The organism is Pseudomonas sp. ICMP 561, assembly GCF_002699985.1.
Lineage (GTDB): Bacteria > Pseudomonadota > Gammaproteobacteria > Pseudomonadales > Pseudomonadaceae > Aquipseudomonas > Aquipseudomonas quasicaspiana.
In genome coordinates, this window is sequence record NZ_LKBT01000021.1 from 1 (window position 1) to 12,716 (window position 12,716).

Here is a 12,716-nt window from a genome sequence, read left to right on the forward strand (position 1 = left end):
TAGGTCTTTCGCTCTTGCATGGAACCTCCTGATTGGGCGAATCATATCGCCCTTAAGAGGTGTCCGGGATCATTAAGCCAGTTCAGGCTTGCCCGCGATGCAGACCCTGCGGTGTTGCAGGTGAACCGAGTTGTCCTTGTCGCGGCAAGCCCAGCTCCCACAGGTTCTCGAAGGACCGGCTTCAGCCTGGAGGACGGTCTTCCGGCATCGTCACTCAGCCAGCACTTCAATTGCCACTAAGACCACTCCCTCGTTGACCATCTCTCCTTCGCTGCAATGCACGCCAGTAACGACTCCGGCCTTGTCAGCGCGGATGCTGTGTTCCATTTTCATGGCTTCCAGCACCACCAGTAGCGTACCCGCTTCAACGTTCTGGCCAGCTTCGACCAGAACCCGCACGATGCTGCCATTCATGGGCGCGGTCAGTCCGCCTTGAGGGGCGTGGCTGGCGTCTGCTGCTGTGATGGGATTGAAGCGTTTGACAGCATGCAGGTTACCTGCCCATTTCAGGAACAGGGTGTCGTCGCGACGCAGCGCCAGGTGTTGCTGACGCACGCCGTTTCGCTCAATCAATAACTGATCGCCAATCAATTGAAATGACGCTGCGCTGTCATCGTACAGTTTGATGACTTGCTCCCGATCATCGCAGGCCAGGTGCAGATCCACTTCACTGGGCATGCCAAAGCGCAGGCCCTGCATCGACGACCAGGGTGAGTGGGCATCATCCTGACGCACGCGGGCAGGCTCGCTCTGACTGAACGCAGCAGCGGCCGCTTGCCAGAACTCTTCCGACAATGGAGTAGGCGGCGGCAACAGTTGCGCCTGATGGCGCGGAATGAAGTCAGTATCCAGTTCGGCAGCAGCAAATGCCGGGTGGCCGATGATGCGTCGCAGAAACGGCAGGTTGGTTTTGACCCCACCCACAACGAACTCATCGAGCATCGCCAGGAGACGCAAACGGGCTTGCTCGCGGTCTTCCCCCCAGGCAATCAGCTTGCCGAGCATGGGATCGTAAAACGGTGAGATGCTGTCGCCCTGCGCCACGCCACTGTCGACCCTGCGCCCTGCGCCCTGCGAGCTTTCGCGATAAAGCGCCAGCGTCCCGGTAGCGGGCAGGAATTCATTGTCTGGATCTTCAGCGTACAACCGCACTTCGATGGCGTGGCCCATCAAAGGCACTTGCTCCTGAGTCATCGGCAGCGCTTGGCCCTGTGCGACTCGCAATTGCCATTCCACAAGGTCCAGACCGGTAATGGCTTCGGTCACAGGATGTTCAACCTGCAAGCGGGTGTTCATCTCCATAAAGAAAAACTCGCCTCGGGCATCGAGCAGAAACTCCACAGTTCCCGCGCCGACATAACCAATGCTCTGCGCCGCTTTAACCGCAGCTTCGCCCATGGCCTTGCGTAACTGCGGACTCAGGCCCGGCGCGGGCGCTTCCTCGACGACTTTCTGATGACGACGCTGGATCGAGCAGTCGCGTTCGTTGAGGTACAGGCAATGACCGTGCTGATCAGCAAACACCTGAATCTCCACATGGCGAGGTTTGAGCAGGTATTTCTCGACCAGCATGCGCGAGTCGCCAAAGGATGACGCGGCTTCGCGCTGCGCCGAGGCCAGTGCGTCGGCCAGATCTTCGACACGCTCGACAACCTTCATGCCTTTACCGCCCCCGCCCGCAGTTGCCTTGAGCAGTACCGGGTAACCAATCTGCTCGGCTGCATCGCGAAAGGTCGCCAGATCCTGAGCCTCGCCGTGGTAACCCGGTACCAGCGGCACACCAGCTTGTTCCATCAACGATTTGGCCGCGGACTTGCTGCCCATGGCGTCGATGGCGGAGGCGGGCGGGCCGAGGAAGATCAGGCCGGCGCTTTCAACGGCGCGAGCAAATTCGGCATTTTCGGAGAGGAAACCGTAACCGGGGTGAATCGCCTGAGCGCCACTGGCGAGTGCTGCGGCGATTAGTCTGGATATCTGCAGGTAGCTGTCGGCGGCTTTGCTGCCCCCCAGGTTGACCTTAATGTCTGCTTCCCGAGTGTGGCGGGCGTGTCTGTCTGTTTCGCTGTGAACAGCGACGGTGGTCAGCCCCAGGTTTTTCGCGGTGCGCATGATGCGGCAGGCAATTTCGCCACGGTTGGCAATCAATACAGTCGTTAGAGGGGAAGCGCTCATGGGCGTGGCTCCTTGGGCTGCTCGGTCTGCCAGGCGGGTGGACGCTTGTCCAGAAAGGCGCGCAGACCTTCCTGACCTTCAGGGCTGGTGCGAATCCGGGCGATAGCGTTTTCGCAATAGCGACGCAGGGCCGGCGTCAGTGCACCATTGCCCACTTCGCGCAGCAAGTCTTTGCTGGCTCGCATGGCCTGGGGGCTGTTCAGCAGCAGATTGCCGGTCCAGGTCTCCACTTGTTGCTCAAGTTCCTGCGGCGGATAACACTCGGCAATGAGGTCGATTTCCCGGGCACGCACACCGTCAAAGCGTTCGGCGGTCAGTGCATAGCGGCGGGCTGCGCGTTCGCCGATGGCCTGAACCACGAATGGACTGATCACCGCCGGTGCCAGGCCGATGCGCACTTCTGATAGACAAAACTGAGCGTTTGTGGCGCCAATGGCCATGTCGCAGCAACTGATCAGACCCAGCGCGCCGCCGAATGCTGCGCCCTGTACTACCGCCAATGTCGGAATCTTCAGTTTGGCGAGGTTGTACATCAACTCGGCCAGTTCGCGGGCATCGTCCAGGTTGGTGTTGTAGTCCAGATCGGCTGCTTGCTGCATCCAGGCCAGGTCCGCCCCCGCGCTAAAGTGCTTGCCGCGGCCGCGTATAAGGAGGAAGCGCAGGCTGGCATCAGCCTGAACTGCATCCAGCGCGAGGATCAGCTCGCGGATCATTTGCGCGTTGAACGCGTTGTTTTTCTCAGGCCGATTCAGCCAGAGCGTGGCGTAGCCTTGGGGATCTCGCAGCAGTTCGACGGTTTGAAAGTCAGTCATGAGGGTTTCCTGATCACATGCGGAACAGACCGAAGGTCGTCGGTTCGATAGGCGCATTCAGCGAGGCGGAGAGGGCGAGACCGAGGATGTCCCGGGTTTGTGCTGGATCGATCACGCCGTCATCCCATAGCCGGGCGCTGGAGTAATACGGATGCCCTTGATGTTCATACTGGTCGAGAATCGGCTGTTTGATGGCCGCTTCCTGGCTGGCACTGAACGGTTCGCCGCTGCGCTCGGCCTGTTCGCGTTTGACCTGGACCAAGACGCCAGCGGCCTGCTCGCCACCCATGACACCGATCCGCGCGTTGGGCCACATCCACAGGAAGCGGGGGTCGTATGCGCGTCCACACATCCCGTAATTACCCGCACCAAAGCTGCCGCCAATGATCACGGTGAATTTCGGGACTTTGGCGCAGGCCACCGCTGTCACGAGCTTTGCACCGTGCTTGGCGATGCCGCCGGCCTCGTATTTCTGTCCGACCATGAAGCCGGTGATGTTCTGCAGAAACAGCAACGGAATCCCGCGCTGGCAGGCCAGTTCGATGAAGTGCGCGCCTTTCTGTGCTGCTTCGGCGAACAGGATGCCGTTATTGGCGAGGATCGCGACGGGATAGCCATGCAGCCTTGCGAAGCCACACACCAGGGTGGTGCCGAATAGTGCCTTGAATTCGTCGAACACCGAGCCGTCCACCAGGCGGGCAATGACTTCGCGGACATCAAAAGGTTGTTTGGCATCAGCAGGGATGACGCCATACAGCTCGTCAGCGGCGTACAGCGGAGCAATGGGGGCTGCGTTATTCAAAGTGCCGAGTTTGTGCCAGTTAAGGTTGGCGATGCTGCGGCGTGCCAGCTCCAGTGCGTGTTCATCGTTTTCGGCGTAATGGTCTGCAACCCCCGAGGTGCGGCAATGCACGTCCGCACCTCCCAGGTCTTCAGCGCTGACCACTTCGCCTGTCGCTGCTTTGACCAAAGGAGGTCCGGCGAGAAAGATGGTCGCCTGTTGACGAACCATGATCGCTTCGTCTGCCATGGCGGGTACATAGGCGCCACCGGCAGTGCAGGAGCCCATGACGACGGCGATCTGCGGGATTCCCAGCGCGCTCATGTTGGCCTGATTGAAGAAGATCCGCCCGAAGTGCTCGCGATCCGGAAACACCTCATCCTGTCGCGGCAGATTGGCACCGCCTGAGTCGACCAGATAAATACACGGCAGGCGATTCTGCTGGGCGATGGTCTGAGCCCGCAGGTGCTTTTTGACCGTGAGGGGGTAATACGAACCGCCTTTGACCGTGGCGTCGTTGGCGATAATCATGCATTCCACGCCTTCCACGCGGCCGATCCCGGCGATCACTCCGGCAGCGGGCACATCTTCGTCATACACATGCAAAGCGGCCAGTTGACCGATTTCAAGAAACGGCGATCCGCTGTCGAGCAGGCGATTGATGCGATCCCGTGGCAGTAGTTTGCCCCGAGAGGTGTGACGCTCCTGAGCTTTTGGTCCGCCACCTTGCTGGATTTTCGCGAGCAGGTTACGCAGTGCGTTGACCTGTTCCAGCAAGGTAGCGCTGTTGGTGGCGAATTCGGTGGAGCGGGTGTTGATGCGGGTCTGGAGGGTGGTCATGGCTACTCCGGGTTTTTTGCGCGCTATAAAAGATTCCGCGGTGCGTCTGCCACTTTCGTCTCCTGCATCGCGGGCAAGCCTCGCTCCCACATAGACCGCGCTATTCCGTAGGACCGGCCGGGCGGCGTTCCGCTTTAGCCGGGAGGAAGTCCGAATGTTCGCTAAATTTTCTTTGGCGACATACCGCTCTCCCGGCTAAAGCCGGTCCTACAAGATCAAGAACTCGCTTGCAGGCAAACATAGAATCTCCCACAGGGATTGGTGTGAATCAGTTGGGTTTTCGTCGCCTGTGGGTCACATCATCTCGACTCATTAAACAATTCCCGCCCAATCAACATCCGCCGGATTTCACTGGTGCCTGCGCCAATTTCGTAAAGCTTGGCGTCGCGCAGCAGTCGTCCGGCCGGGAATTCGTTGATGTAGCCGTTACCGCCCAGAATCTGGATCGTTTCCAGAGCCATCTGCGTAGCGCGCTCGGCGCTGTAGAGGATGATCCCGGCCGCATCCTTGCGTGTGGTCTCGCCACGTTCGCAGGCTTGAGCCACGGCGTACAGATAAGCGCGGCTGGCGTTGAGCTGGGTGTACATGTCGGCGATCTTGCCTTGAATCAACTGGAACTCGCCGATGCTCTGGCCGAACTGTTTACGGTCATGGATGTAGGGTACGACCACGTCCATACACGCTTGCATGATTCCGGTTGGTCCTCCCGACAGCACGACACGCTCGTAATCCAGGCCGCTCATCAAGACCTTCACGCCACCATTCAGCGCCCCCAGCAGGTTCTCCTCCGGGACTTCCACATCGTCAAAGAACAATTCACAGGTGTTCGAACCGCGCATACCCAGCTTGTCGAACTTGCTGCCGCGGGAAAAACCTTTCCAGTCCCGCTCGACGATAAACGCGCTGATGCCATGAGCCGCCTTTTCAAGGTCGGTCTTGGCGTAGATCACATACGTATTCGCATCCGGACCGTTGGTGATCCAGGTCTTGCTGCCATTGAGGACGAAGCGGTCGCCGCGTTTTTCGGCTCGAAGTTTCATCGAAACCACGTCTGAGCCGGCGTTGGGTTCACTCATGGCCAGCGCCCCGACATGCTCCCCGCTGATGAGGGAGGGCAGGTATTTCGCTTTCTGCGCGTCAGTGCCATTGCGATTGATCTGATTCACACACAGATTCGAATGCGCGCCGTAAGACAGCGCAACAGACGCAGAGCCGCGACTGATTTCTTCCATGACCACGACGTGGGCCAGATAACCCAGTCCAGCGCCCCCGTACTCTTCAGCGACCGTGATCCCGAGCAGCCCCATGTCGCCAAACTTGCGCCACAAGTCTGCAGGGAACAGGTTGTCTTTATCAATCTGCGCAGCGCGTGGGGCGATTTCGGCAGCCACAAACGATTGCACCTGGTCGCGCAAAATATCAATGGTTTCGCCCAGAGCGAAGTTCAGGCTGGGGTAACTCATGGTTAGCGTTCCTTGTTATTTTTGGATGAGTCGCTATGACCTTTACGTTAACGTAAGCCTTGAGGTGGAGATGTGTCAATGAGCAGGTTTAAAGTCATGCTGTAGGTGTAGGAATGCATCACCCATAAAGTTTTCGCCAAATTTTGGCGTGGGTTGTGCACTAATTTCAAAGTCGCGACTCTGATACCTGTAAGCAGTTGTTACCAGGGTTTGTTAATGGTTTGTTAACAGAATTCGTTACACGAGTTCACGGCAGAGCATGAAGCTCGCTCCAGACCGGTTGATACCGCTGGATGGATTACTTTCGGACCTGCATAGGTTGGATCGCACGATGGTACGTATCTGTGCATTATTGCTGGTGTGCCTGACCCAAAGCCTGATTTCGGTGCAGGCCTTGGCCGACGACGACTGGAGTGTCGGCTACCACCGCCTCAGCTTCCCCGATCCGCTGGACTCCCAGCCGATGCAGGCCATTGCCTTTTATCCTTCTACGGCAGTGGAGCAAACCAGCACTATTCAGGGCTACACCGTTGATGCTGCGCTCGAAGCGCCGATAGCCCTGGGACGTTTTCCTTTGGTATTGCTCTCCCATGGCAATACCGGTACGCCGCTCGCGCTGCATGACCTGGCCACTTCACTGGCCAGGCAGGGTTTTGTCGTGGTTGCGGTGATTCATCCCGGCGATAACAACCTTGACCACAGCCGACTGGGCAGCGTCAGCAATCTGTATGGCCGACCCCTGCAAATCTCCGAAGCAATCAGCACTGCACTGCTTGATCCGTCGCTTGCGCCCTATATCCGCGCCGATCAAGTGGGCGTCATTGGCTATTCGGCAGGGGGCGAAACAGCTTTGATCCTGGCCGGTGCGGAACCTGATCTGCAGCGCCTGAAAACGTATTGCACCAAACGCCCTGATGATCGGGATGCCTGCAAGACCGGAGGCGAATTGCTGCTAGATCGAGATGATCTGCACGCACAAGCTGATCCAAGGGTTGGCGCATTGATGTTGATGGCACCGCTGACACTGATGTTTGGCCGCCATACTCTGGCGGACGTTCACGTCCCGGTATTGTTGTACAGCGGCGATGGTGACGAACTGCTGGCCGTTGACCAGAATGCCGAAGCACTGGCGCGCAAGCTGCCGCAGACGCCGGACTACAAGTTATTGGCGGGGGCAGGGCATTTCGTGTTCATGGCACCCTGCAGCGATGAGTTGAGGGCGACCTCACCGGTCATGTGCAATGACCGTGAAGGTGTCGACCGGGAAGACATTCATCGCAACCTGAGTGCCGAGGCCGTGCGTTTTTTCGAGAATGCGCTGGGCATGCCGGAGTTGGGCGCCGGGGGAATGCAAACAGCCCATCATGAACAACCCTGATGATCAGCCGGTTGTCGCCGTCAGCGAACGCAGGAAATCGGCAAAACCACCCGCTGCACGTGCTTCCAGCCGGGTGCTGGTGGTCACGCGAGGTCGGCAGCTCCAGGCGATACGAGCCCCGTTCAACTCCAGTTGCCGAATCAACTGAACGTCTTCATGGCAAGCCAGCGGCGGGAAGCCACCTGCCAGACGATAAGCCGCCGCGCTGATGCCCATATTGGCCCCGTGAACGTGGCGATGACCGTCACGATGCTGATAATGCTGTTGATAGCGAATCTGCGCTTCAACGGGAATTCCGTCCTGCCAGACGCCAGGCGTTACTGTCCCGCAGACGGCATCGGCGTCCAGCGCCAGTTGTTCTACCAACCAATCCTCGGCCACCGTGCTGTCGCCATCGGTGCAGGCAATCCAGCGGGCACCTTGTTCCAGTAACAGTGCTGCGCCTGCAGCCCGCGCCTGACCCACGTTGCGTACATTGACCTCGACAGTGTCCACGCCATACTGCCGCGCAATGCTCGCCGAAGCATCAGTGCAACTGTCCAGCACCACTAGAATGACAACCCGCTCGGCAGCCAATGCGGTATGCCTACTCGCACGTAACAGGGTTTCAAGGCACTGACCGAGCAACAGTTCTTCGTTGTGAACCGGTATGAGCACGCCAATCATCGTAGGTTCTCCCTTTCTGCGACGGATCTTTCATCACGGCTCCAGACATCGAGGAAAAAATCTGCCTCTTCATGACTGAAAATCCGGGGCATTTCCAGGCGTGCCGCAAGGATCGCGTGGACCTTTTGCGCATCCATAGGGCAGCCATCAATCTGTGGTCGCCAGTGACAGGCAAGTACTTGTCCATCATCTGTCAGCGACGCCAGAGCGCGATCAATCCAGCTATTGAGGTCCTGCTCGTCCAGGTAATAGCCCAGTTCGCTGAACACGATCAGATCAAACCGGCCGTCTGGCCATTGCTCAGGCAGACGCCCATGCATGACTTCTACCTGTGTGAACGTCGCGAGCCTCTGACGTGCCAGTTCAACCGCCGAACGGTTGGTATCGCAGACCAGCAATCGATCGCAGCGCGTGGCCAGATCCGCGCTGAGCTCGCCATTCGCACAGCCAGGTTCAAATACCGACGCGTAACGCTCACGGGGCAGGGCGGCTAGAGTCAACGCCCGCTTGCGGCGTTCGTACCAGCGTTTCTTGAACGCCCACGGGTCGTCGCTTTCCTGAAAAAGTCGTTCGAAGTAGCTGTCATCGACACTCACAGAAAAACCACCTCAAACGGCTGCATCAAACGCTCCAGCACATCCGCGGCCAATACCGGTGGCAGACCGATCCGGGGATCGCCTTCCAGTTGACTGGCAAATGCATGAGCCGCATGACGTTTACGCGCGATATCGGCGGGTTCCAGGAGGATCTTGCGCGCACGCTCCCAAGGCAAGCGGTCATCTTCAGGCGAAGCCCAGTGCCACGCCCAGATCGGCACCTCGTGCAAATGTGCGCCAACGGCGTGGGCAGCACGTGCGCTGGCGCGACCAACTGCTTCATGATCGCTGTGCCCATCGTTGGCCCACGTGGTAAACACCACGTCCGTTGGCTCAAGGTAGCGCTCGATAAAAGCCGTCAGTTGATCTTCCTGTTGGGCCACGGAGGTGTCAGCGAAACCACCCCGTATCCATTGCAGGCTGTGCATGGGCAGGTCGAGGCGGCGCAAGGCTTCAGCGCTTTCCTGGGGGCGAATCACACTGAGCCGCTCGGCCGGCCAGGTGGACGAGCCGGGATGGCTGGCGCTGCCGTCGGTGACCGAAATGAGTTTCAGTGGTCGACCCAGTTGCGCCAGTTGATGCATCAGGCCGCCGCAACCGAGTACTTCATCGTCAGGGTGAGGTGCGATAATCACCGCGCGTGAGTTGGGCGGAACCAGCTCATCGGCGCTGATTGCCGCGAGCTGCGCGAGTTTTTTCGATCCGTTCCAGGCCTGAAGCGAAGTACCGCTGCCGACGATGGGGTTATGGTCAGTCATAGTTGCCACATCCGTGATGGCGTGATCACAGCCTGCCGGGCTGTCAGATCACCCAAGGCTGCCAGGTCACGCTCGGCGTGACTCTGGCGCAGGAAAACCGGGAGGTCAGCGATCATCCGCGCGAAATGCGCATCTTTGCAGTAAGGGCCTGCGCCCAAGGCGCGGCCCACATGCAGAATCACCTGCTCGACATTGTGTTCGATCACTGCTCGGCTGCGACGCGCTAACACCTGTGCGTCGGCGATGGGTGTTTTATTGATACGGTGGGCCGCGTGTTGCAGGGCTGCCCAGGAACTGTGCATTGCCACATCCACCGCGCCCAAATGGGCCATGGTGTGTGGCTCTTGTGATTTGCAGCCTTGTTGCAACAGGCGCTGGGCCAGAGCTGTGGACGCCCCGTACCAGCAAGCTGCGATGCCGATGCCACCCTGCCAAAATCCGGGTCTGGCCAGATAATCACCGGGTTTACCGATGGCGACGCCTAGAGCGCTTTTGAACACCACCTCAACGCTGCCAGTTGCGCCCATGCCCACGGCACGCCAACCTTCCTGAGTAATGCTGACACCGGGTTGCCTGAGATCGACGGCGACCAGCTGTTGCTGATCATCTTCGTCCCAGGCAGTCATCAATGCGTGGCTGAGTACCGCCGCGCCCGAACACCAGGCTTTTCGACCGCTGATGTGCAGGTTATCGCCTTTGCGCTGCACGCTAACCCTGGCCTGGGGCGGCTCGGCCGCCCACATGCCCCAACTGGTCCCGGCTTCCGGTGCGTTGACACCCACCTCATGCATGATGGCCAACGCATCGGTGTGGCCTTCATACAATTTGCACAACCCCAGATCATGCCCGGCAACGCAGGCCAGTCCTTGCCAGCGCTCAAGTATCTGGCCGCTGGCAGGAAAGGGGAGCTGATCCAGCCCTTCGTCAATCAGCGCCTGCAAGCATTCGCCCAGCGCTCGCGTATCGGCATAGCCGTGCTTGCGCCAGTCGAGGAACTCACTGAGCGCCTGACTCATGCGTTTTCATCGTGCTGCAGTTCGAACAGCAGCAGTGAGCGAGCAGTGACGGTGTAGTGATCACCAAAACCAAATTGCTCACTGGCTTTCATGTCTGGCTGATTGGTATCGACCAGGCAGGTCCAGTGCTCGCCTTCAGGCACTTGTGGCAGGGTGAAGTTGACCCCGTCATGGTGCGAGTTGACTACCAGCAGCAAGGTCGCGTCAGCGCCAGGCCGACGGATGCCGGTCTCTTGGGCACGGCCGTCCATCAACATGCCCAGGCAACGGGCGTGTGCGTCTTCCCATTGCTCGATGCCCATCTCGTTGCCATCCGGCGACAGCCAGGTGACATCCTTGACGCCGATTTCTTCGTTGTAATCGCCTACCAGGAAGCGACTACGACGCAGGATCGGATAAGTCAGACGAAGCTTGATCAGGCGCTTGACGAACTTGAGCAGTGACTTGCCGTCTTCGTCCAGATCCCAGTTTACCCAGCCAATCTCACTGTCCTGGCAGTAGGCGTTGTTATTACCGTGCTGGGTGCGGGCGAACTCGTCACCGGCAACCACCATCGGCGTACCCTGGGCCAGCAGCAAGGTTGCGAAGAAGTTACGCATCTGGCGCAAGCGCAACGCGTTGATTTCGGGATCTTCTGTCGGGCCTTCCACGCCGTGGTTCCAGGACAGGTTGTTGTTGCTGCCGTCCTGATTGTTTTCGTCGTTGGCTTCGTTGTGCTTGTCGTTGTAGGAGACAAGGTCATGCAAGGTGAAGCCGTCGTGAGCGGTGATAAAGTTCACCGACGCCTGAGGCCTGCGACCGCGCTGGTTGAACATGTTGCCCGACGCAGTCATGCGCCCGGCGAAATCCGCCAGCTGACCTTCATCGCCTTTCCAGAATGCGCGCACGGTGTCGCGGAACTTGTCGTTCCACTCCATCCAGCCTGGTGGGAAACCACCGACCTGATAGCCGCCTGGACCACAGTCCCACGGCTCGGCAATCAGTTTCACCTGACGCAGGACCGGATCCTGGCGGCAAGCCACGAGGAAGCTGTGACGCTCGTCAAAGCCATCGTGGTAACGGCCGAGAATGGTTGCCAGGTCGAAGCGGAAACCGTCGACGTGCATTTCCGAAGCCCAGTAACGCAGGGAGTCGGTAACCATTTGCAGCACGCAAGGGTGGCTCAGATCCAGCGTGTTGCCGGTGCCGGAATCGTTGATGTAAAACCGTTTGTCGTCAGGCATCAAACGATAGTACGAGGCGTTGTCGATGCCGCGCATGGACAGGGTCGGGCCGAGTTCGTTGCCTTCCGCGGTGTGGTTGTAAACCACGTCGAGGATGACTTCCAGCCCGGCATGGTGCATGTGCGCAACCATTTCCTTGAACTCGGCAATTTTGCCGTGAGCGAGGTAGCGCGGATCAGGGGCAAAGAACGCAATACTGTTGTAACCCCAGTAGTTGGTCATGCCTTTCTGCAACAGATGCTGATCGTTGACGAAAGCGTGAATCGGCAATAACTCGACGGAGGTCACACCCAGCTTGCGGATGTGATCGATCACATCAGCAACCATCAAACCGGAAAACGTACCTTTGAGTTCGTCCGGCACCGACGGATGACGCATGGTGAAACCACGGGTATGAGTTTCATACAGGATGGTCTTGTCCCACGGCACACTGATCTGCTGGTCACGACCCCAGGTGTAGGCGGGGTCGATGACTTTGCTTTTCGGCACGAACGGCGCGCTGTCGCGTTCGTCAAAGCTGAGGTCGCCATCCGGGTGGCCGATGGTGTAGCCAAACAACGCTTCGGACCATTTCAGTTCGCCAACCAATTGTTTGGCGTACGGGTCAATCAGCAGTTTGTTGTGGTTGAAGCGATGGCCATTTTTTGGGTCATATGGACCGTAGACACGGTAGCCGTAGATCAGCCCCGGGTGGGCGTCAGGCAGATAACCGTGGTAAATCTCGTCGGTGTATTCCGGCAACTCGATGCGTTCAAGTTCAACTTCGCCAGTGGAATCAAACAGGCAAAGCTCAACCTTGGTAGCGTTGGCCGAGAAGATCGCAAAGTTGACGCCCAGACCGTCCCAGCTGGCGCCGAGAGGGAAGGGAAGGCCTTCACGAATACGTGACACGCTGGCTTCGACTTGATCGGCCTTGGCGGATGCACCTTGTGGACTGTCTTTCTTTGAGGTTTTGGACTGCGTGTTCATTGTGCGTTCCTGACGGCTGGTGTTTTTCGGGGCGGCCGAAAC

Annotated in this window: 10 protein-coding genes; 1 reads left to right on the forward strand and 9 read right to left on the reverse strand. The window is 58.7% G+C overall.

What is annotated here, in order from left to right; translation table 11 throughout:
• Positions 1-210 precede the first annotated feature (210 nt).
• The 4 genes from AO242_RS15850 to AO242_RS15865 all read right to left on the reverse strand — a co-directional run bounded on the left by AO242_RS15850 (position 211) and on the right by AO242_RS15865 (position 6,068).
• A complete protein-coding gene (locus AO242_RS15850) occupies positions 211-2,172 on the reverse strand; it encodes an acetyl/propionyl/methylcrotonyl-CoA carboxylase subunit alpha (RefSeq protein ID WP_099269479.1) in 1,962 nt (653 codons plus the stop codon).
• Complete coding sequence (locus AO242_RS15855) at positions 2,169-2,984, reverse strand: gamma-carboxygeranoyl-CoA hydratase (protein WP_099269480.1); 816 nt, start codon at positions 2,982-2,984, stop codon at positions 2,169-2,171. Before AO242_RS15855 ends, AO242_RS15850 begins: the two co-directional genes overlap by 4 nt.
• Positions 2,985-2,997: 13 nt before the next feature.
• Positions 2,998-4,605 carry a carboxyl transferase domain-containing protein gene (locus AO242_RS15860; protein ID WP_099269481.1) on the reverse strand — a complete coding sequence of 536 codons (1,608 nt, stop codon included), beginning with the start codon at positions 4,603-4,605 and terminating at the stop codon, positions 2,998-3,000.
• A 299-nt stretch (positions 4,606-4,904) separates the two neighbouring features.
• Positions 4,905-6,068 carry an isovaleryl-CoA dehydrogenase gene (locus AO242_RS15865; RefSeq protein WP_099269482.1) on the reverse strand — a complete coding sequence of 388 codons (1,164 nt, stop codon included), beginning with the start codon at positions 6,066-6,068 and terminating at the stop codon, positions 4,905-4,907.
• A gap of 331 nt (positions 6,069-6,399) precedes the next feature.
• Here AO242_RS15865 and AO242_RS15870 point away from each other — a divergent pair, with 331 nt between their 5' ends.
• Positions 6,400-7,446: an alpha/beta hydrolase family protein gene (locus AO242_RS15870; protein WP_099269483.1), complete on the forward strand. Its 1,047-nt coding sequence runs from the start codon at positions 6,400-6,402 to the stop codon at positions 7,444-7,446.
• A gap of 3 nt (positions 7,447-7,449) precedes the next feature.
• On the opposite strand, the gene AO242_RS15875 is transcribed toward AO242_RS15870, so the two are convergent.
• Genes AO242_RS15875 through glgX form a run of 5 tightly spaced genes read right to left on the reverse strand, consistent with a single transcriptional unit; the run spans position 7,450 to position 12,674 of the window.
• Positions 7,450-8,112, reverse strand: a complete 663-nt coding sequence (locus AO242_RS15875; protein WP_099269484.1) for a glycosyltransferase — start codon at positions 8,110-8,112, stop codon at positions 7,450-7,452.
• Positions 8,109-8,708: a class I SAM-dependent methyltransferase gene (locus tag AO242_RS15880; protein WP_099269485.1), complete on the reverse strand. Its 600-nt coding sequence runs from the start codon at positions 8,706-8,708 to the stop codon at positions 8,109-8,111. Before AO242_RS15880 ends, AO242_RS15875 begins: the two co-directional genes overlap by 4 nt.
• Complete coding sequence (locus tag AO242_RS15885) at positions 8,705-9,466, reverse strand: PIG-L deacetylase family protein (RefSeq protein WP_099269486.1); 762 nt, start codon at positions 9,464-9,466, stop codon at positions 8,705-8,707. The genes AO242_RS15880 and AO242_RS15885 overlap by 4 nt, the downstream gene beginning before the upstream one ends.
• The gene (locus AO242_RS15890; protein ID WP_099269487.1) at positions 9,463-10,482 is read right to left on the reverse strand and encodes an acyl-CoA dehydrogenase family protein; all 1,020 of its coding nucleotides are present in this window, start codon (positions 10,480-10,482) and stop codon (positions 9,463-9,465) included. Before AO242_RS15890 ends, AO242_RS15885 begins: the two co-directional genes overlap by 4 nt.
• Complete coding sequence (glgX, locus tag AO242_RS15895) at positions 10,479-12,674, reverse strand: glycogen debranching protein GlgX (RefSeq protein ID WP_027902670.1); 2,196 nt, start codon at positions 12,672-12,674, stop codon at positions 10,479-10,481. Before glgX ends, AO242_RS15890 begins: the two co-directional genes overlap by 4 nt.
• Positions 12,675-12,716 lie beyond the last annotated feature (42 nt).

Excerpts from the sequence above, each read along its gene's own strand:
- AO242_RS15875 (WP_099269484.1), bottom strand. The coding sequence starts at position 8,112 with ATGATTGGCGTGCTCATACCGGTTCACAACGAAGAACTGTTGCTCGGT.
- AO242_RS15890 (WP_099269487.1), bottom strand. The coding sequence starts at position 10,482 with ATGAGTCAGGCGCTCAGTGAGTTCCTCGACTGGCGCAAGCACGGCTAT.
- AO242_RS15860 (WP_099269481.1), bottom strand. The coding sequence starts at position 4,605 with ATGACCACCCTCCAGACCCGCATCAACACCCGCTCCACCGAATTCGCC.
- AO242_RS15870 (WP_099269483.1), top strand. The coding sequence starts at position 6,400 with ATGGTACGTATCTGTGCATTATTGCTGGTGTGCCTGACCCAAAGCCTG.
- AO242_RS15855 (WP_099269480.1), bottom strand. The coding sequence starts at position 2,984 with ATGACTGACTTTCAAACCGTCGAACTGCTGCGAGATCCCCAAGGCTAC.
- AO242_RS15865 (WP_099269482.1), bottom strand. The coding sequence starts at position 6,068 with ATGAGTTACCCCAGCCTGAACTTCGCTCTGGGCGAAACCATTGATATT.
- AO242_RS15885 (WP_099269486.1), bottom strand. The coding sequence starts at position 9,466 with ATGACTGACCATAACCCCATCGTCGGCAGCGGTACTTCGCTTCAGGCC.
- glgX (WP_027902670.1), bottom strand. The coding sequence starts at position 12,674 with ATGAACACGCAGTCCAAAACCTCAAAGAAAGACAGTCCACAAGGTGCA.
- AO242_RS15850 (WP_099269479.1), bottom strand. The coding sequence starts at position 2,172 with ATGAGCGCTTCCCCTCTAACGACTGTATTGATTGCCAACCGTGGCGAA.